17 protein-coding genes are annotated in these 20,477 nt (G+C 60.5%); 7 read left to right on the forward strand and 10 right to left on the reverse strand.

Features of this window, described 5'->3' with window-relative positions; all coding sequences use genetic code 11:
* Positions 1 to 2 precede the first annotated feature (2 nt).
* From C3F12_01530 to def, 7 genes are all read left to right on the forward strand, one after another.
* Complete coding sequence (locus tag C3F12_01530; protein PWB48472.1) at positions 3 to 920, forward strand: deoxyribonuclease IV; 918 nt, start codon at positions 3 to 5, stop codon at positions 918 to 920.
* Positions 921 to 1,222: 302 nt separating this feature from the next.
* Positions 1,223 to 1,930, forward strand: a complete 708-nt coding sequence (ftsE, locus tag C3F12_01535; GenBank protein PWB48473.1) for a cell division ATP-binding protein FtsE — start codon at positions 1,223 to 1,225, stop codon at positions 1,928 to 1,930.
* A gap of 12 nt (positions 1,931 to 1,942) precedes the next feature.
* Positions 1,943 to 2,839, forward strand: a complete 897-nt coding sequence (locus C3F12_01540) for a hypothetical protein (GenBank protein PWB48474.1) — start codon at positions 1,943 to 1,945, stop codon at positions 2,837 to 2,839.
* Between the two features lie 23 nt (positions 2,840 to 2,862).
* A complete protein-coding gene (locus C3F12_01545) occupies positions 2,863 to 4,095 on the forward strand; it encodes a hypothetical protein (GenBank protein ID PWB48475.1) in 1,233 nt (410 codons plus the stop codon).
* Positions 4,096 to 4,191: 96 nt separating this feature from the next.
* Entirely contained in the window at positions 4,192 to 5,538 is a 1,347-nt protein-coding gene (locus C3F12_01550) for a peptidase S41 (GenBank protein PWB48476.1), read from the forward strand.
* A gap of 42 nt (positions 5,539 to 5,580) precedes the next feature.
* Complete coding sequence (gene tsaD / locus C3F12_01555; GenBank protein ID PWB48477.1) at positions 5,581 to 6,642, forward strand: tRNA (adenosine(37)-N6)-threonylcarbamoyltransferase complex transferase subunit TsaD; 1,062 nt, start codon at positions 5,581 to 5,583, stop codon at positions 6,640 to 6,642.
* Positions 6,643 to 6,652: 10 nt separating this feature from the next.
* On the forward strand, positions 6,653 to 7,162 hold the full coding sequence (gene def, locus C3F12_01560) for a peptide deformylase (GenBank protein PWB48478.1): 510 nt from the start codon (positions 6,653 to 6,655) through the stop codon (positions 7,160 to 7,162).
* Between the two features lie 45 nt (positions 7,163 to 7,207).
* Here the strand turns inward: def and C3F12_01565 are convergent, their stop codons facing one another.
* The 10 genes from C3F12_01565 to C3F12_01610 form a co-directional block, all read right to left on the reverse strand.
* Positions 7,208 to 8,260 carry a hypothetical protein gene (locus C3F12_01565; GenBank protein PWB48479.1) on the reverse strand — a complete coding sequence of 351 codons (1,053 nt, stop codon included), beginning with the start codon at positions 8,258 to 8,260 and terminating at the stop codon, positions 7,208 to 7,210.
* Positions 8,257 to 11,589: a transcription-repair coupling factor gene (gene mfd / locus C3F12_01570; protein ID PWB48480.1), complete on the reverse strand. Its 3,333-nt coding sequence runs from the start codon at positions 11,587 to 11,589 to the stop codon at positions 8,257 to 8,259. Before mfd ends, C3F12_01565 begins: the two co-directional genes overlap by 4 nt.
* A gap of 4 nt (positions 11,590 to 11,593) precedes the next feature.
* Positions 11,594 to 12,100, reverse strand: coding sequence for a D-glycero-beta-D-manno-heptose 1-phosphate adenylyltransferase (gene rfaE2, locus C3F12_01575; GenBank protein ID PWB48481.1), 507 nt, complete (start codon positions 12,098 to 12,100; stop codon positions 11,594 to 11,596).
* On the reverse strand, positions 12,097 to 12,357 hold the full coding sequence (locus C3F12_01580) for a hypothetical protein (protein PWB48482.1): 261 nt from the start codon (positions 12,355 to 12,357) through the stop codon (positions 12,097 to 12,099). The genes rfaE2 and C3F12_01580 overlap by 4 nt, the downstream gene beginning before the upstream one ends.
* A 75-nt stretch (positions 12,358 to 12,432) precedes the next feature.
* Entirely contained in the window at positions 12,433 to 12,882 is a 450-nt protein-coding gene (gene pal, locus C3F12_01585) for a peptidoglycan-associated lipoprotein Pal (GenBank protein PWB48624.1), read from the reverse strand.
* A 357-nt stretch (positions 12,883 to 13,239) separates the two neighbouring features.
* Entirely contained in the window at positions 13,240 to 13,596 is a 357-nt protein-coding gene (locus C3F12_01590) for a hypothetical protein (GenBank protein ID PWB48483.1), read from the reverse strand.
* A gap of 146 nt (positions 13,597 to 13,742) precedes the next feature.
* Positions 13,743 to 15,188, reverse strand: a complete 1,446-nt coding sequence (locus C3F12_01595; GenBank protein ID PWB48484.1) for a hypothetical protein — start codon at positions 15,186 to 15,188, stop codon at positions 13,743 to 13,745.
* Positions 15,185 to 18,331 carry a CusA/CzcA family heavy metal efflux RND transporter gene (locus tag C3F12_01600; protein ID PWB48485.1) on the reverse strand — a complete coding sequence of 1,049 codons (3,147 nt, stop codon included), beginning with the start codon at positions 18,329 to 18,331 and terminating at the stop codon, positions 15,185 to 15,187. The genes C3F12_01595 and C3F12_01600 overlap by 4 nt, the downstream gene beginning before the upstream one ends.
* 106 nt (positions 18,332 to 18,437) lie before the next feature.
* Positions 18,438 to 19,733, reverse strand: coding sequence for a hypothetical protein (locus C3F12_01605; GenBank protein PWB48486.1), 1,296 nt, complete (start codon positions 19,731 to 19,733; stop codon positions 18,438 to 18,440).
* Positions 19,734 to 19,930: 197 nt separating this feature from the next.
* A complete protein-coding gene (locus C3F12_01610; protein ID PWB48487.1) occupies positions 19,931 to 20,317 on the reverse strand; it encodes a hypothetical protein in 387 nt (128 codons plus the stop codon).
* Positions 20,318 to 20,477: the final 160 nt, after the last annotated feature.

The raw sequence follows: 20,477 nt of genomic DNA on the forward strand, positions 1-20,477 counted from the left end.
AGATGACACCACAGCAGCGACCGCGTATCCAGCCCGACGACCTGATCCTCGGCGCGCATATGTCGATCGCGGGAGGGGTCGATCTGGCGCCCCTGAGAGGCCGGCAGGTCGGCTGTCGGACGATCCAGCTCTTTACAAAAAACAGTAACCAGTGGCGGGCGAGATCCTTACCTCCTGAAGAAATCGACCGATTTCGTACGAACCTTCAGACCGCTGCCATTGCGCCGGCCGTCGCCCACGCGGCATACCTGATCAATCTGGCCTCCACCGATTCTGCGTTACATCAGAAGTCGATTACGGCCTGCCTGGAAGAGTTGGAGCGCGCTGAAGCGCTGGACATCCCATACCTGGTCATTCACCCGGGGGCCCACATCGGGGCCGGCGAAGCGGCAGGCATACGGCAGGCAGTAGATAGTGTTCGGGAACTGCTGAATCGGACGGAGGGCTATCGGGTACGGGTAGTACTCGAGACTACCGCCGGTCAAGGCACGACCTTGGGGTATCGTTTCGAGCAGATCGCCGCACTGCTCGACCAGATCGGTCTGCCGGAGCGGACCGGTGTCTGTCTGGATACCTGTCATCTGTTTGCAGCCGGTTATGATATCCGGACGCCGCACCAATACCACGATACGTTGAATCTGTTCGACCGGATCGTCGGTCTCTCATCGCTCAAGGTCATTCACGTGAACGACTCGAAGAAGGGGTTGGGGTGCCGTGTGGACCGCCACGAACACATTGGAGAGGGTGCGATCGGCCTCGAGGCATTCCGTTCCCTGATCACCGATCCCCGTCTACACGGAATCCCGATGATTATCGAAACCCCGAAGGAGGGCGATTTCCTCACGGCGGATCGGCGAAATCTCCAGACCCTCCGCGATCTTGCGAAACAGCAGCGAGCTGCAGGATCACCCACCGGCTGAACGTGTCGATGTGAAAGTCCCCCGCGGTATTGTTCCGACAGTCTCCCGTATCGGTCATTGCGAGGGAGCATAACGACCGAAGCAATCTCACCGTTCTTCACGGCTTCAAAAACGCTGAGATTGCCGCGCTCCCGGTGGTCGCTCGCAATGACCGTCAAAGGACCGAGATTTGTGATTGCATTTGCCACAAAAACGAGTTAACGTGAATCCGCGAGGAGATGTGAGAAGCGCCCCGCGTGTATGGTTCGGCGGCGGGCCGGCGGGGCAGAAGACGCAAGGAGGTTGTCTGGGGCCGTTTCGCCATGATCCAGATGTTCCATGTGTACAAAACGTTTGGAAAAGATCTGGAGGCCCTGGTCGACATCGATCTGCATATTCACAAAGGGGAGATGGTCTTCCTGGCCGGTCCGAATGGCGCCGGAAAAAGCACGCTACTCCGCTTGATCTTTTGCGACGAGCCTCCCACCTCCGGCCAGATCCTCGTCAACGGCCGCAATATTGTCCGCATGAAACCGAGGGGTATTCCGGAACTGAGGCGGACCCTGGGGGTCGTCTTTCAGGATTTCAAACTCCTTCGCGATCGAACTGTCGAGGAGAACCTTACCCTGGTTGCCAAGGTGGTCGGTATGACAACGCTGCACGCCCGGAGTAAGGTTGCGCAACTGCTGAAGCTGGTGGGGCTGTCTCACAAGGCCCAGATGATGCCATACAGGCTGTCGAGTGGCGAGCAGCAGCGGGTGGCCATGGCCAGAGCACTGATGAACGACCCGCTGATTCTTCTGGCCGACGAGCCGACGGGGAATCTGGACGCCGAGTTGACTGCGGACGTCCTGCGACTCCTCTTTGAGATCAATGCGCAGGGGACGACGGTTCTGGTAGCCACCCACAATCTCGCGCTGGCAGAGGAGGCGGGCTGCCGAACGGTGTTCCTCACACAAGGCAGGATTGTTGGGGAATGGCCGCAGGTCAATCGGCCGACGGATCCGATTCAACGTAATGGTCTGGGATAGGATGTCGAACGGATGAGTGAGAAGCTGAAATATCTGTTGACGTATGCCCTCACGAACCTGGTTCGGGCCGGGTGGGGCGGCTTGGCGTCGATCACCAGCATCGCGGTATCGTTTGTTATCATCGGCATTTTTGTCCTGTTGATCCAGCATGTCAACGCACTGGTTGCACAGTGGCAGGAACAATTTCAGGTCTCTGTTTTTCTCGACGACCAGATTACGCCTCTGCAGATGGACATATTGAAGCGAAGGATCGAGAACGAGGCGGCCGTGAAGGCCTTTACGTTTACGACGAAGGAAGAGGCGCTCGTAAACTTCCGTCGAGAGCTGAAAGGGCAGGAAAGTCTCCTCGAGGGTCTGGGGGATAATCCGCTGCCTGCGTCCTTCCAACTGAAGATTCATGAGGGGTATCAAAGCCCGGAGGCCCTCAAAGGATTGAGCGCATATCTGGGCCGCCTCGAGGGCGTGGAGGAGATTCAGTACGGGCAGGAGTGGGTCGAGCGTATGTCACAGGCTGCGCAACTCATCAAGCTGCTCGGCACCATTATCGGTGCGGTGCTGACGCTCGGGTCGGCAATGATCGTATCGAATACCATTCGACTTGCCGTCTACGCGCGCGCGCAGGAGATCGAGATCATGCGCCTTGTCGGCGCCACCAAGGCGTTCGTTCGCGCCCCCTTCCTGGTGGAGGGGATGCTTCAGGGCGGCCTCGGCGCCGGACTTGCGCTGGGTATCCTGTTTGCGGCCTACCGATACGTCACGCCGACCTTTCATATCGCCTCTCCGCTCTTCTTGCGAGCGGCGGGTCCGGGATTTTTGGAGTCGTCGATGATGATCGGGTTGGTCGGTGGTGGTGCGCTGACCGGCGCGCTCGGCAGCTCAATGGCCGTCAGCCGCTTCCTGAAGATGTAGTGGGCAGCGACTGGAACAGAGCCATGGCTCGTTCGCCTCGTATCCTGCGGGTGATCGCTGTTGTTGCCGCACTGCTTGTCGGTCCTCCGTGTAGTCTGGCGGCCGGCACGAAGTCCAAGCCCTCGTCACGCCTCCGGGAGAAGCGCGAAGAACTGAGCCGGGTGCAAAAAGAGCTGGACCATGAGCGTAAGCGCGCGCAGCAGGTCGCGCGGAAAGAGCGGACACTGTCCGATGAGTTGGACCGAATCGATCGGGAGCTTCAGCAGAAAGGAAGGGAGCTGAAGGCGCTCCAGACGAAGCTGAAGGCGAGTACGGAACGGCTACAAACGACGGAGCGCGACATCAGATTGACGAGGGCTCACCTCGACTATATTCAGGACCTGTTCCGGAAACGGGTTCGCGCCATCTATAAGCAGGGACAGCACGGGTATATTCAGGCCCTCCTATCCTCAGAGGATATATCGGGTGCCGAACGCCGTATCCGATACCTCGCAACCATCGCGAATCAGGACCAGCGTATGGCGGCGAACTATACGGCGACCCTCGACACGCTGGGGCGTCAGCAAGCCGAACTGGAACGTTCGCGGACTGAGCTGACGATGGGTCAACAGGCCGTCGCGAAAAAACGGCAAGAGATCCTGCGTGAGCAGCAGGCCAGACGCGTATTGTTGGTCAAGGTACAAGAAGAGAAGCAAGGTCATCTGGCAGCGGTGCGGGAACTGGAATCGGCAGCCGGCGAGCTTCAGCGTCTCATCGCCCGCTTGCAGCGACAGAAGCGGCCGCAGGTCGGGCGGACACCGCTTCGCGTGCCGTCGCAGACACCCGGGCCGCCTGACGAGTCGAATGGGCCGTTTGCATCGCTTAAGGGTCGTCTGCCCTGGCCGACGTCCGGCGCGCTTGCCTCGACGTTCGGCCGTCAGGAGCACGCACGATACAGGACGGTCACCTTCAACCGCGGTATCGAGATCACGGCGCCGGAGGGACAACGGATCGTGTCGGTCTTCGACGGCGTTGTCGTATACGCCGATTGGTTCAGGGGATATGGCCGCATGATCGTCATCGACCACAGCGATGGGTATTATACTGTCTATGCGCACGCTGCGGAGATCCTCGTCAAGGTCGGCGATCGGGTGACGAAGGGACAGCGCATCGCAGTGGTGGGTCACACGGGATCGGCGAACGGATCACAACTCTATTTCGAAGTTCGGTATCGGGGCGGGCCTCAGGATCCCGTCGCATGGCTTGCCCCCATGTGATAGAGGGTCCAGGGTTAAAGGTGTGACGTCAGCAGGAGTTCTTACACCCTATCCCCTATCCCCTATACCCTCTACCCAGTCTTTGAGGAGGAATCAATGAGATTTAGAGGTCGGTTTCAGAGAGGACGAAAGTATGTGGTCATCGTATTGACCCTGGTGCTCTTGGTCATCGGTGGCGGCGGCCACCATGAGGTCACGGCGGTCGAGGACAGCTATGAACGGCTCAAGGTCTTCGCTGAGGTTCTGTCGTTGATCCAGGCGAATTACGTCGATGAGACGAAACCCCGCGATCTGATCTACAGCGGCATCAAAGGAATGCTGGAGTCGCTCGACCCCCACAGCGCATTCATGGCTCCCGATATCTTCAAAGAGATGCAGGTTGAAACTCATGGCTCATTCGGAGGCCTGGGGATCGAAATCACCGTCAAGGATCGAATGCTGACGGTGGTGGCGCCCATTGAAGGGACGCCGGCCGATCGGGCCGGGATTCACCCCGGCGACCGGATCGTAAAGATCGACGGAAATCCAACCAAAGATATGACCCTCATGGAGGCGGTCAAAAAGCTCCGAGGGCCAAAGGGCACAAGCGTCGCCCTGGTCATTCTCCGTGAGGATTCCCCGGGGCCGTTCGAGCTGACGCTGGTTCGGGAGATTATCGAGGTCAAAAGTGTCAAGACCAAAGACCTTGGCGATGGAATAGCCTATGTCCGGATCAGCGCATTCCAGGAGCGGACCGGCAAGGACCTCCTGAAGGCGATCGAGCAGTTAGGGCAGAACAACATGTCTGCAATGGTGCTGGATCTCCGCAACAACCCCGGCGGCCTCCTGAATCAGGCCGTCCAGGTGGCCGATCTGTTTTTGGATCATGGGCAACTCATCGTCTACACCCAGGGTCGGCTCAAGAATCAGGATCTCCGTTTCTCGGCCGAACGTGAGGCTCAGATTCCCAAGATCCCCATCGTCGTGTTGGTAAATGGAGGCTCAGCCAGCGCCTCCGAGATCGTTGCAGGCGCACTTCAGGACTGGAAGAGGGCAGTCATCCTCGGAACCAAGACCTTTGGAAAGGGGTCGGTGCAAACGGTGGTTCCGCTGAGCGATGGATCAGGTCTGCGTTTGACCACGGCAAAGTACTTTACGCCGAATGGGCGATCAATCCATGGCACCGGACTCGTCCCTGACATTATTGTAGAGGTCCCGCGACCCACCCTGGCAAAGGCGCCAAGCGGGCCTGGCGATAAGGACAAAGAGGGTGAAATGAGCAGAGAGCGGCCCGAGCGGCGGGAGGAGAAGAAGATCTCGGAAGAGGAGGGGGACGTGACGCTTCAGATCGGCAAGCGCGAGGGGCCCGATCCCGCCACCGACATCCAGTTGAAGCGGGCAATGGAGATTCTCAAGGCCACTCAGATCATTGAGAAGGGGTTCGTAAAGGGGAGCGCCGGGTAAGATGGCGGGTGTAGGGAGTCGGATACCGGAATCCGTACGGTAATGGCACATCTGACGCTTGGCATTGAAACATCGTGCGACGAGACGGCAGCCGCCGTCCTTGAAGACGGCCGGCGCATCCGTTCTTCGGTCGTCGCCTCTCAGGATCTTCTCCACGCCCCCTACGGCGGGGTCGTCCCTGAGTTGGCCTCTCGTCGCCACATAGAGGCTGTCTGGCCGGTCGTCCAGGAGGCGCTGACCAGGGCACGGATCGGTCTTGACGATCTTGATGGGATGGCAGCGACAGCCGGACCGGGGCTGATCGGGTCCCTGCTGGTCGGTCTCTGTTTCGGAAAGGCGCTGGCCTTCGCCCGTCGTCTTCCGCTGGTCGCCGTCAACCACCTGGAAGGGCATCTCTACGCCGCCCTGTTGGATCACGAGGGCCTCTCGTTCCCCTTCACCGGCCTCATCGCATCGGGTGGCCACACCCACCTCTATCTGGCCTCAGCCCCCGGTGAGTATCGGCTGCTCGGTCGAACCAGGGACGATGCGGCCGGAGAGGCGTTCGATAAGGTGGCGAAGCTGCTCGGCCTCGGCTACCCGGGCGGACCGCGAATCGAAGAGTGGGCCGGAAAGGGCGATCCTGATGCGATACGATTCCCGAGGCCGGCTCCTTCGCAAGGCGTCTACGATTTCAGTTTCAGCGGCCTTAAGACCGCCGTCGTCAATTACGTGAAGGGTATAGGGTATAGGGTTCAGGGTTCAGAAAGTCGTTCCCTAAACCCTAAACCCTTGACCCTAGACCCTAGTCTGGTGGCGGACATCTGCGCGGGATTTCAGGAGGCAGTCGTCGATGTGCTGGCTCGCGTCAGCCTGGCAGCGGCGCTGGCGTCAGGGTCTCGCCGTCTTGTCCTGGCCGGAGGGGTGGCTTGTAACGGCAGGCTCCGATCGAAGCTCTTAGCGTGTGCGGCGGCGGAGGGTATTGAGGTCTACTATCCCAGGCCGTCTCTCTGCACCGACAACGCCGCCATGATTGCGGCCGCCGGTTACCGTCGCCTCTTGCACGGCGAGCACGCCTCGCTTGCGTTAAACGCCGATGCCGATCTTGCACTCGGCTTGACATAAGGAAAAACATATGGCGACGCTGCCGATCCTGCTTTATCCTTCCCCCGTTATTCGAAAGAAGTCGTTGCCCATCACGTCGATCGATGGCGAACTGCAGCGCTTCATCGATAACATGGTGGAGACCATGTATGCGGCTCCAGGAATGGGGTTGGCTGCCCCGCAAGTCGGCATACTTCAGCGGGTTATTGTCCTGGATCCGTCGGACGACCGTACGTCCCATCGGCCCACAGTCCTGATCAATCCGGTGCTGGTCTCCGGCGAAGGACAGATTGTGGATGAAGAAGGGTGTCTCTGTATCCCGGACCTGAATGAGCCGGTCTCACGATTCAAACAGGTGATCGTGAAGGGTTACGATCGGAAGGAACGGGAACTCGTCCTGGAAGGGGCCGACCTGCTGGCGCGGATCCTCCAGCACGAGATCGATCACCTGGACGGCATCTTGTTTATCGACCATCTGAGTACGGCAAAGCGACTTCTACTCAAGCAACGGCTCAGAAAGGTCGCCAAGGATGGAACGTAGGGGCGCTGCTTGCTGCGCCCGCCTCGGATAGAGCAAGCCCCATCCCTACAATTTTACCTCGACGTTGGCCTTCGTCCTCAGGCCTTCGATCCACTCCTTGAATTTCGCCTCGGTCTTCTGGTCGAATAGAATGGCGCGCAGACGCTCCTTCACCTGGTCGAATGACAGGGTTCGGCCGGGAACGCGTTCTTCGACGACAATAAGGTGAAAACCGGCCGAGGTCGTAATGATGTCGCTGGGCTGGCCGACCGGCAGGGCGAACGCAGCCTCTTCCAGCTCCGGCGCAAGCTCTCCACGCTTCATGGTCCAGACCTCGCCACTCGAGGATGCCAGCGGACCTTCCGAGTATTGTTTGGCAACCGTGGAAAAATCGGTCCCCATCTTCAGACGCGCCTGCGCCTCCTCGATCCGTTTCCTGGCCCGCGATTGATCGGCAGGTGTCGCCTGAGGCGAGACAGTCACAAGGAGATGGCGAATCTTGAATTGTGGGATTTCCGTGAATTGATCCTGCCGCTGCTCGTAATATTGCTGGACCTCCTCGTCAAGCACCACAACCTTGGACCGTACCCGCCGGGACACCAGCTTCGTCAGCAGCACCTGTTCAGTAATTCCCCTCCGAAACTGCTCTTCACTCAGGAGTTCTCTCGACAGCGCGGCCCTGAGATCCTCGTCGCCGCTCAAACCGTTACGCTTCTTCAGCTCCTCAATAGCGGTCTGAGTCTCTGCTGGGGTAACCTCAATGTTCTCCTTCTTGGCCTCCTGCAGTTGCAGCCGTCTGAGAATCAACTCATCCAGAATCTGTTGTTCGGTGCTGCGGAGCTGTCGCTCCCGCTCCATCCCCAACGTATTCTCGACGATTTTTCGGATCGCCTGAAGTCCTTCCTCCTGCACCTCGGTCAACGTAATGACGTCATCGTTCACCACGGCAACGACGCGATCAAGGATCACCGCTTCGGCGCCCGACGCTGCGAAGATACTGAGCAGAAAGACGACAACAATCACAAAGGTAGGGTGTAGGGTGTAGGGTGTAGGGTGTAGGAATGCCCCGAACACATCCTGACGCCTGACGCCTGACGCCTGACGCCTGACGCTGTTCATCGGCACCCCTCAAGCCGCGACAACAGCATCTGCGCCGTCGCAACCTTATCGTTGTCGTCTGCCGCGTATTCCAGCGTGTCGTACCCCGCACCGCAAATCCCCCCGTGCCCTCCTTTGGTAAAGGGGGGGTGGGGGGATTTCGGGATGTAGCGCAGCCGACCGCGCTCTTCGCGCAGCAATGCGGCGACCTTGTCCGAAGCCAGGGGCGGCGCCTCGTCAAATACGATGCGAATCGTCTTCCCCGCGGCGTCAACCTCTCGGATATGGAGTGTCCGAGCCGCGATCCTGAGCGTCATAGCGGTCAACAGCCGTTCGGTCTCACGGGGAGGCTCGCCAAAGCGATCGACCAACTCCTCCCGAAAGGTCGAGATCTCCTGAGGCGCCGAGAGCGCCGCCACCCGTTTGTAGAGCCGGAATCGAACATTGGGATCCTCTACATAGGTCTCCGGTAGGTAGCCGTCCGCCTCCAGCCTGATGGAGGGTTCGACCGGTTCGACCGCCGCTTCACCCTTTAACTCTTTGACCGCCGATTCGATCAGTCGGCAGTACAGATCGATGCCCACGGCGGCGATCTGACCATGCTGCTCCGGTCCAAGCAGATTGCCCGCGCCCCTGATTTCCAGGTCCCTCGCCGCTACCTTGAATCCGGCGCCCAGTTCGGTCAGCTCCGCAATGACCTGGAGCCGCTTCTTGGCCACCTCGGACAGCGCCGCCTCCTTCGGGACCAGGAGATAGGCGTACGCACGATGTTTGTCCCGACCGACCCGTCCACGAAGCTGATAGAGCTGCGCCAGCCCCATGGCATCGGCCCGATCGATGATGATGGTGTTGGCGGTACTCACATCCAGGCCGGATTCAATAATCGTGGTGCACAGCAGGACATTGCACTTGCCGTCGTAAAAGTCGCACATGATCCGTTCCAGACGCTCTTCCGGCAATTCGCCGTGGGCCACGGCAAGCTTCGCCTCTGGGACCAACCGCGTAATCAGACGCGCAACGCGCTGGATAGTTTCGACGCGGTTATGGACAAAGAAGACCTGTCCCCCTCTGTCCAGCTCGTGTTCGATCGCCTCTTTGATGAGAACCGGGTCGAACCTGGCGACCGTCGTCTTGATCGACAGGCGGTTCTCCGGCGGGGTCTCGATGGTACTGATATCCCGAACCCTCAGCATCGACATGTGGAGGGTTCGCGGAATCGGGGTGGCGGTCAGTGTCAAGACATCGACCTGCCGTCGCAGTTGCTTCATGCGCTCCTTGGCCGCGACGCCGAAGCGATGCTCTTCATCCACCACCAACAGCCCCAAGTCTCGAAAGTGAACATCTTTTTGCAGCAGACGATGGGTGCCGATCACGATATCGACGGTTCCCTCGCCCACGCCACGCAGGATGTCGCGCTGCTCCTTGCGGCTGCGGAAACGCGATAACATCTCGACCTTGACCGGGAAGCCGCCGAACCGCTCGGTAAAGGTCTGCGTATGTTGGAGGGCGAGGACCGTGGTCGGCACCAGGACCGCCACCTGCTTCCCGGCGATGACCGTCTTAAAGGCGGCCCGCATCGCGACCTCGGTCTTCCCGTAGCCCACGTCGCCGCAGATCAGGCGGTCCATCGGCCGGTCCCGTTCCATATCGGCCTTGACATCGGCGATCGCCTGGAGCTGATCAGGCGTCTCCTCATATGGAAATCCGGCCTCGAACTCCCGTTGCCACGGCGTATCGGGCGACAGCGCATGCCCCTTGATCACCTGTCTGGCCGCATACAGCGCGAGCAACTCCTGAGCCATCTCGCGGACGGACGCCTTCACCCGCTCCTTCGCCTTGGCCCACGAGGTGCCCCCCAATCGGTCGAGGGGGGGTGGATTGCCGTCGGCGCCCGCATACCGATGGATCAGATGCAGTTTGCCGGTCGGCACATAGAGCTTGGCGTGATCGGCATAGACGATGAGCAGGTAGTCCCCCTCGGTCCCGCCCACCGCAAGCTGCCGCAGTCCTTTGTAGACGCCGATCCCGTGATCCTCGTGAACAACGAAATCGCCGTACGTCAACTCCTGGTAGGAGGCAAGGGGGGAGACCTCCTTGGGTCGCGAGCGGCGGGGCGGGATGTGGCGGGTCCCGAAGATCTCGGCCTCGGTCACATAGGTCAGCAACGCCTCATCCAGGTGGAAGCCGCCGCTGAGCCCGCGAGACAGAATGATGATCTCGCCAGACAACGCCATTCCGTCACCCACAGAGGCCGCGACGTCGTGTTCGTTCAGGACGTCGGCCAGGCGCCGACCCTGGGCCTCGCTCCGACACACCAGATGAATTCGTCGACCCTGCCGACGCCATTCCTTGAGGTCCCGCACGACCTCTGTCATGCGTCCGTGATAGGCCGAGATCGTCCGCACTTGAACGCTCACAACCGTCTCTTCTCCAAGCCGATGAGCCGGGAACAGCTCTTCCACAAAGATCCGCGGTCTCACGGCGAGCCTCTGCTCCACGTCGCGCCAGTCGAGGAGGGAGGTGGGCGACGCGGCATCGTCCGCTGCAGATCGAAGCCCGGTCGGATCGACCAGGACCCATAGCGCATCAGGCGACACATACTGCAGAAGATCGGCCGTCGCCTCCACGACCTGCAGACCCATGCCACCGGTCGATGGCGCTTCTCTTACGGGTAGGACGGGCACCTGTTCGACGGAGCGGACCGACCGCTGAGTGTCCGGATCGAATGCACGGAGCTCAAGCAGTTCGTCACCGAAGAATTCGGCGCGCACGGGCAGGTCCGATGCCTCGCCACGACTCAGATCGGGTGTCAGAGGGAACAGATCGAGCAGGTTCCCACGCAGGCTGTATTCACCGCGCTCCGTTACCTGATGCACTCGCCGGTACCCGCCCGCCTCGAAGGCGGTAATCAGTTCTTCCCGTGCGATAAGACGTCCGACGCACAGTGTGACGGCAGTTCCCAGAAGGTCCGACGGGGACGACAGGCGTTCGCGTGCGGCGCGAAGAGAGACCACCGTAAGATCCAGCGCCTTGGTCGCAAGACCCGCGAGGCAGGCGATCCGCTGATACCTGGTCTCCGGGTCCTCATCACGTTCAGGCAAGAAGCCTACCGAGCTGCGGCAGAAGAGCTGCAAATCCTTCGCCAACACCTCGGCCTCGGCAGATGACGAGACCACGATGACGAGCGGACGTCGCACCCGTCGGGCGAGCCGGGAAAGGATCAACGCCTTTGAGGCCCCAAATAGACCGGTGACCGACAGCGTCTCGTCCCCGCTGTCCAGTCGATCCGCAATCTCAGCGATCTCAGGGATCAGCAGATCTTCCGACGACTCTAACGATCGTATGGCCATACGGTCAGCTCTCAGCCCGGTGCGGAAGCGCCGTCTCTATGATACGACGCACGATACGGCTTGTCGAACAGCCCTCTACCAACGGGATCGTCACGATCTGCCCGCCGCCTCGCTCCACTGTCTCTCGGCCGACAACCTTATCCATGGTCCAGTCGGCGCCCTTGACCAGGACATCGGGCTGTAGTGCGGCGATGATACGGCCGGGGTCGGCCTCTTCAAAGATCACCACGTAGTCGACCGAGAACAGGGCCGAGAGCAGTTCAGCCCGCTCATCCTGCAAGAGCACCGGCCTGGACGGGCCCTTGAGCAGACGAACCGACGCGTCACTGTTCAGCCCAACGATCAACAGGTCGCCCAGCGCCCTCGCCTGCTGCAACAGACGGGTGTGTCCCCGGTGGAGCAGATCAAAACAGCCGTTGGTGAAGACCACCCGCTCCCCCAGTGCTCGCCGTCGTGTGACAATGGCCGCCAGTTCAGGCAGACTCCTGAGCTTTCCAGCGTCGACCGTCATTTCGATTGTTCGACGCCCCCAGGCAGGAGGGAGAGCGATCCGCGCATGGTCGCCTGCTCGATCAGCCGCCTCCCTTTGACGGCGTACGGAGTCGAGGTCATCAGCCAGATTTCCGCAAGCGGACCGAAGGTAATCCCATGAAAGCCGCCGACCCGCATAGATCGGAGCCGGCACGGAACGCCATGGCACTCCAGATGCAGGCGGAGAAGCTCCGCCTGCATCTCGTCATACGTCGCATAGATCATCTGTTCGTGCATCGGCAACCTATCGCAGACTGGTGGTGACCCGATCGAATGACGGCAGGCGGAGCGGTTGTCTGGAAGAGGGATAGATTACTGCAGGACGAAATGGGCCCTCCGATTCTGTTGCCAGGCCGACTCGTCGTGGCCTTCCACAAAGGGCCGCTCCTTCCCATAACTGACGATCTTGATCCGTTTGACGTCGATCCCGGCGGCGACCAGATGGTTCTTGACCGACGTCGCTCGTCGCTGCCCAAGCGCCTGGTTGTACTCTACGGTTCCGCGTTCGTCACAGTGGCCCTCGATAATAATCGAGGCCAACGGATTGGCCTTTAACCATCGAACGTTCTCAGTGAGGCTCTTTTTCATGTCCGCCCGAATCGACGATTTGTCGTAGTCGAAAAAGATATCCTGCAAAGGCGATGCCTTTTCTTCCGCCGCTTGAACGGTTTCCGGCTGCGGCGTCACCGGAGGCGAGATCGCCTCCGCTGCTCCTTCCGCCTGGGCGATCTTGGGCTGCGGCGTCACCGGCGGGGCAGCCATTCGATCCCCCAGCGCCGTCAAGGCGGCCTGGCACCTGCCGTGTATGCGGGCGTCAGGATCCGCAAATGGACGAAATTCCGTCGCCTCGTGAGTCATCCAATCCAGACACGCCTCGGCCGCCGCGTATTCCCGAGGCGCGCGCGTCTCGGCGCCCGCCGCCTTTGCCTCGGCAAGCGCCCTCTTCATACTGTCGATCTCCGGTTGGTACGACTGTGTGGTCGCACACCCCGCCATGATCACAGCCACGGACACCGTCAGCAGCGTCAACCGGATTGCCCGGCCCCCCTTTCGACTCCCGTTCATGGTCGAGCCCCCTCCCCTTGAGGCAGTGTCAGTGTATCGCTGCCGGCCCTCAGCCTATTTTCCGCGCTGCGCCATCGCCTTCGCTTCCTGGGCAGCCGCCAGCGCGATCCCGGCCGCCGTCTCGGCCGCCGCAAAGTCGCGATCCGATAACTCATCCTCAGCCAGGAAGATGTACTCCCTCGCTTTCGCCATGGGGTACTGGGCCGCAGCTTGGTGCGTCGCGCCGACCGCCTCAGCCTCAGCGATAGCCGCCCTGGCCGCCTTCACCGCAGCGGGCGCCGTCCGCTCACCGACAACCCAATCGTAAGATTCCGGTCTGAGATGTATACCCGAGCAGCCCCACAGCACCACTGCCCCACCGATCACGGTCAGCGCAAGGGATCGCCGAGCAGTCCTGCCGCCGATTCTCATTCCGTCCCTCCTTTGACATCCGCTGATAGCTGATGACTGTCTCGCAGAGACCACAACGCCTGATTGCTGATTGGTCGGACTCACTCAATTTATCACATGTTGTCGGTCTTCGTCAAAAGCGCCTTTGGTCTCTTGAATCGGTCGGGCTAATGCGGAATGTGCTGCTCAAGATGCTGCCGGGCAAGGAGGTGGCGGGCCGGCGGCAGATGCGTCAGAAGCGCCGCCAGGGCCAGGACGGCGATCACCAGGATCCACTCCAACCGCATGAACTGGCGCAGGCGCCGTCGGCCCGCGGCGGCTCGGTCGCGTCCCGTTCCGACAAGCCAGGCCCCACCAAGACGATCTATCATGTTCGCCAGTGGATGGCTCCCCACGCCGCCAGGGTCTCGCATAAGCGGTAGGAAATAATACCTGTTTACGGCCGCCAGGACCAATATGAGCCCCATCAAGCAGATCTTCGCAACGAGCGTCAATCCATAAGGGGTAGTGACGAGCGGCGGCAGCGACGCCACCTGCAGCCAAGCGTTGAAGAGCCCCGCCACGAACAGTGTAAACACGCAGTAGGCGGCCATCCTCGAGAAAGGACGGCCTACTGCCGCGAGGCCGTGCGCCACCTCCTCCGCCCCGGAAGGCGCGACGAAACGCTGGAACAGAAATCCCAACGTAAAGAGTCCGCCGGTCCAGATGGAGACCGCAACCAGGTGGATCCAGTCGATAAGGACCGGCATCGACAGGTCTCCCCAGTGTGCGGCATGCCCGAACAGGGTCGTCGTCAGGGCGATGAACGCGGCTGCGACAAGGGAGAACATGATGGCTCGCTCGCTCTGCGGCGCAGTCGTCCGCCTGAGTCCCCACACGAGGGTCAGGAGCCCAATAAGGCCCATCCGGACCAGCCATACCGCACCGAAATGGGTCTGCCTGAGCACCACCGGGAGGCTAGCATGAATCTCGGCCAACCCTCTCTCGCTCATCATCTGCGTCCTTAAAACGAGTTCGCCGACACTCGCCAACGCCACCAGCATAATAGCACTCAGCCCCAGGCGCCGGAACGGTTGCTCAACCGTCTCGAATTCCTGACGCGGGAGCGTAACCGACCGAATGATGAGCAGATGAAAGGCCAGCACGCCGATCAGCATCGAGAGCCCAATGAAGTTTATCCAGCGGACAAAGAGTTGCGGAAGCGTGGCGGGCGTGCTGGTGGCTCGTGGTCGCTCGTAAGAGCCAGGCCCGATGCTGAACGAAAGATCGCCTTTGGTGCGGTGGCCGTCGTGATCGACAACGCTCCACACGATCCCGTATCGCCCAGCGGGCAGGGACGGAAGAGATGCCTCCAAGACGGTGTGGTCGGCAGGATTCACGCCCCCGTCCCCGTTATCGACCTGCCGGTTGTTTATATCGACCACTTTGATGTGACTGAAGGCGGGTTCCAGCCTTCCGTCGAACCACAACCTCACACGCGGGGGCGACGCCTGAAGCGCCCACCCTACCCGCGGCTCCGAGTGATCGGGGAAGGCATGGCCCCACGCCGTGGCGGCCGTAAGAAGCAGCGGGGCGGCTGTCAGCAGGACCGGCCATAGCGCTGATCTGTTCATCGCTTATCCGATTCGACGGCCGCCGGTCGGAACAGGTCGCCGCGCTCCAGGGCCAACTGTTGTCGGAAGGTCTCCTCCCGCTCCCAGCCGAACCGCATGAACAGGGTCGGCACGACGATCATGTTCAAGAGGGTGGAGGTGAAGAGACCTCCCAGAATGACCTGAGCCAACGGCCGCTCCAGCTCTTTTCCGGTCGCCTCACCGAACAGCAGAGGGAGCAGGCCCAACGCGGTCGAGGCAGCCGTCATCAGGATCGGCGCCAGCCGATCCTTCGACCCCTGGATAATCGCTTCCTCCTTCGCAACACCCTCAGATCGAAGGTGCCGATAGTGGCTGACCAGGATGATCCCATTGCGGGCGGTAATCCCAAAAACACTGATGAACCCTATCAACGACGGAACGCTTGTGACCATCCCCGTAAGCAAGATGGCCGCCACACCGCCGATCAGGGCCAAGGGGAGATTGACCATGACGAGGAGAGCAGCGCGGGACGAGCCGAACGCTTTGTGCAGCATGAGAAAAATCCCGGTCACCGCAAGCCCGCCATACACCATCAGGACCCTCGCCGCCTCCCGTTCACTTTCAAACTGCCCGCCGTACTCGATGAAGTAGCCGGCAGGAAGCTGAACCTCTCCGGCGAGCCTACGCTGGGCCTCATGAATCACGCTGATCAGATCCCGGTCCGCAACATTCGCCTGAACCACAATCCGCCGCTGCAACCGCTCCCGATTGATCATGAAGGGGCTGTTCACGATCTCGAGGTCGGCCACCAGTCGGAGCGGAACCTTTCGTCCCTCCGGCGCATCGATCAAAAGGTTGCGCATAGAGGCGCGGTCCTTGCGGGAGGTCTCGTCAAACCAGACGAAGAGATCAAAACCCCGCTGCCCTTCCACAACTCGGGACACCGATCTCCCACCGAAGGCCACTTCGGTCATCTCCAGAATAGCGCCGACGTCCAGACCGAGACGGGAGGCCTCGTCCCGATCGACTGTAATCCGTACCCCCGGAACATTGATGAGGGGTTCGAGGAGCAGGTCCGTGACCCCATCGATCTCCCGCATGATCTGCTCGACCTGCCGCCCCTTTTCTCGCAGGACAACCAGGTCGGGGCCATAGATCTTGATGGCGATCTGGGCCCGGATACCCGAGAGGACCTCGTCCAACCGGTGAGCGATGAACTGGCCCAGTACGGTGGCCACACCGGGAATCTTTTCGAGATGCTCGCGGATGGCATGGAGCAGCAGCTCCGGATCGCGCGTGCTGTATCGAATCGCCATATCGAATTCACTCACGTTCGGCGGCAGCGCCTCCTCGTCCAGTTCCGCCCGGCCGGCCCGCTGAGAAACGGAGACAACCTCGGGGTGCTGTTTCAGCATGCGGACGATGCGCTCCCCCACGCGCATCGACTCCGCAAGGGAAATCCCCGGCAACATCGTCACCTGCAGGATGAAATTCCCTTCACGAAACTCGGGGAGAAAGGAGCGGCCGAGGAACGGGATAACGGCCAGGCTGGCCGAGATCAGAAGCATACAGACAGTTATCACCTTCCAGGGTCGGTGGAGCGCCGGGCGCAGGAGCGCTTCATAGACTCGCTTCATGGCCCGGACGGTCAGACTCTCCTGTTCCGGTTGGGCCTCCCCGCGACGGATCAGAAGCATGGCGGCCAAAGCCGGAACCAACGTAACTGCCACTACGAGCGAGGCGAGGATCGCAGAGACGTAGGCAAGCCCAAGCGGGGTGAAGATTCGCCCTTCTACCCCGCCCAAAAGAAAGATCGGCATAAAAACGATCAGGACGATCCAGGTGGCATGGACTACGGCGTGCCGGATCTCTACCGACGCCTCATAGATCACCCTCAAGGGGGGATCGGGATAGACCTTCTCCTGGTTAAGCCTGAGCCGGCGGACGATATTCTCGACGTCCACAATCGCATCGTCCACGACCTCACCGATGGCAATAGCCAGTCCTCCCAGGGTCATGGCATTGATGCCGATTCCGAACGCCTTGAGCACCAGTACACCGGAGATCAACGAGGTCGGAAGCGCCGTCAAGGTGATCAGCGATGCCCGGACATTAAAGAGGAACAAGATGACGACGATACTGACGACCACCACCCCCTCCAGGATCGCCTGGCGCAGGTTGGCAATCGAGGACTCGATGAAGCTCGCCTGACGGAAGACCTGCGTATTCAGTTCGACCCCCGGCGGCAGTGTCTTGCGAATCTCCTCCAGCGCCTGCTCCACCTGGTACGTAACCGTCAAGGTATCGGCCCCGAAGAGCTTCGAGACCGTACCGATCACGGCAGGCTTACCCTCCCATGTGGCGTCTCCGCGCTTGAACTCCGGACCGAAGCGGACCGTCGCCACCTGATCCAATCGGATCGGCGTCCCGCCCCGCTCTGCCACCTTAGTCTGTCGAAGCTCGTCAAGCGACGAGATGCGACCGGCGCCGGTGATGACGAACTCCTGGCCCGGCGTTACCAGAAAGCCTCCAGGGACACTGACGTTCGCCTGTCTGACGGCATCAAGGATCTCCTTGGTGGTCAGACCGTATTGAAACAGCTTGTCTGAAGACAGCAGCACCTGATACTGCTTGACCTCCCCGCCGATGGAGACCACTGACGCTACCCCAGGAATCGCCAGCAGGCGATTACGGATCACCCAGTCCGAGATCGTTCGAAGGTCCATCAGGGAGACGCTATCGCTCGTGAGCGCATATTTGACCAGCCAGCCCACCGCAGATGTGATCGGGAGCATCATGGGGCTCTTGGTTCCCGGTGGGAGACGATCCTTGACCGCCTGGAGCCGTTCATTGACGAGTTGTCGCGCCGAGTAGATGTTCGTTCCCCACTCAAAGACGACAATGACACTCGACAAGCCGGCGGTCGATTTCGATCGGATCACCTCCACCCCCGGAGTTCCATTAATAGCGGACTCGATCGGAAAGGTAATGAGCAACTCCACATCCTGGGGTGGCAGGCTGGGGGCCTCGGTCTGAATGACGACCTGTGGTGGAGCGAACTCGGGGAAGACGTCGAGCGTGATCCGGCGTAGCGTGAACAGGCCGACAATCAGCACCACCACGAAGGCGACCACTACGAGGATACGATTGGTCAATGACCGTTCAATAATCCAGGCAAACATCATCACTCCAAGCAGGGGTTAGGGGTTGGGGGATAGGGGGTAGGATTCAAAGGAAAACCCCAGACCTTGTTCCCCAACACCCAACCCCCAACACCTATCCCCTATTTCAATGTGTGTGTCCGCCCAACGTCGGTCCGCTGCCTTGGGTGGCGAGCCATTTCGCATAGAGTTGACGGCTGCCGTCCGTGACAACCCGATCGCCGGCGACGAGACCTCGCTTGACCTCAGCGAAGCGGTCATTCCGGCTGCCCAGTTCGAGGTCTGCGCGGAGATAGACGCCGCCCCGTTCGACAAAGGCAAACTCTGATCCTTCGGCGCTGATAAGGGTCTCAACTGGAATCGTGAGACTCTCGCGCTGCCCTCCCACGATCACGTAGACTTGCGCAAAAAGATCCTGTTTCAGCAACCCCCGCCGATTGACGACCTCTGCCCATACCGGAATAGTCCGCTTCGTCGGATTGACCGTCGGACTAATAAAGCTGATTTTCCCCTCAAAGACCTCATCGGGGTACGCGGCGATCGTTACTCGGACCTTCTGTCCGAGCTGCAACATAGGTAACATGTCTTCAAAGGCCTCCCCTTCGACCAGCATGATGGAGGCATCAATAATTCTCATCAATGCGATGTTAGGCTCAATCGCCTGGCCGATCACGACACTACGCTCGACGATCGTCCCGCTGATGGGGGCGGGCAGATGCAGCGTCGCCATCATCTGCTCCCCACGAATCCGCGCGATGGCCTGCTGAGGGAGACCGAGAAAGTTCAGTTGGCGCGTCAGGCTCTCGATCTCGTTCAGGATCTCCCGGTGCTGGTGTTCGATCTTCAGCAACTCCTTTCTGGCCACGATCTCCCGTTCCACGAGCGCTCGCGTTCGCTCCAGATCCATCTTCGTTAGCGCCAGCCGATTCTCTGCCTGAATCAGGCTCAACTCCAACCGTTCCAGCTCGACGCTTTTCACATCCAGCAGATCATCGCCCCGCCTGACCCAGGCGCCGAGCGGCGCATGGACACTGAGCACGATACCCGGCACGCGGCTGGTCACCTGCGCCACTCTGTCGGGATGCGGCCTGACAATCCCATTCAGCTTGCGAACATCCTCAATCGGCCGGAGCTGTGCCACCTCCGTCCTGAGACCGATGTTCTCACGTTCTTCCGTGGTGAGTCGAACGCCGACCGACGCCTCGCCGGCGCCAACCGTCTCCCTGTGTTCTCCGTCAGGTGGCGCCTGGCCATGCGGATGTTCGTCCCGGCCATCGCGCTGTTCTGCCTTACCCGTCTCGTGCGGCGCAGGTGCGGTCTCTTGCTTGCCGCATCCGCCCGCCACAACGACGAATGCCAGCAACGCGATACCAACACGTCGCCCTACTTGCATCATAGATTGCCCATCAACAACGTTATGCATACTCGACGATATCACTATCGATCACTTTGTCATTCCGGAGCCTGCCCCGGATCGGATCCGGGGCAGGCTCCGGAATCCAGAACGCCCTGGATTCCCGCTCCCCGCTTAGAGCCTGCGGGGACAAGCTTCGCGGGAATGACGGCTTCGGACATGATGTCAAGAAGCGTTGGGGATACTACACGAGACGTGTAGAGCAATTAGATCTGATAGACCGCGTACAGGCTGTGCAACCTGACGGAAGAGGCGAGTGAGACGGATGAGAGGCCGGACGGTAAGGCGCCGCTCAGTTCATAGTGCCGGACGACCCAGAACTGTTCGCGAGGGGTTGTGGATGGGGGGAAACTCTGGAGACTGAGACCGGCCTTCGTATCGGCGCCCACCTCTTGGCCGGTGACGACCGCATGGAGTACGTGAGCATCGCACAGGGCCGGAGGGGATGAACCATGATCGAATTCAGACGAGGCGACATAACGATACGCGACGGTGCCGGCCTGGTGGAACAAACAAAACGGATAGACCCACAACAGGCAGATAGCCGCGATGAGGGCTACGGTCGGAGCTGTCGACCCGAATCCCCGTCCCATTGAGCCATCCCTTTCGCTATCAAGGATAACTCAATCCTAACACGACCCGTTTGCGCTTTCAAATCGAGAACGCTCACGGTGGTACTGGGATCCAGTCATGGGACAAGGGCAGCTCGCTGTGGTACCCCATAAGTCCTTTCACAGTGCTTGTCATTCCGGG

The organism is Candidatus Methylomirabilota bacterium, from assembly GCA_003104975.1.
Lineage (GTDB): Bacteria > Methylomirabilota > Methylomirabilia > Methylomirabilales > Methylomirabilaceae > Methylomirabilis.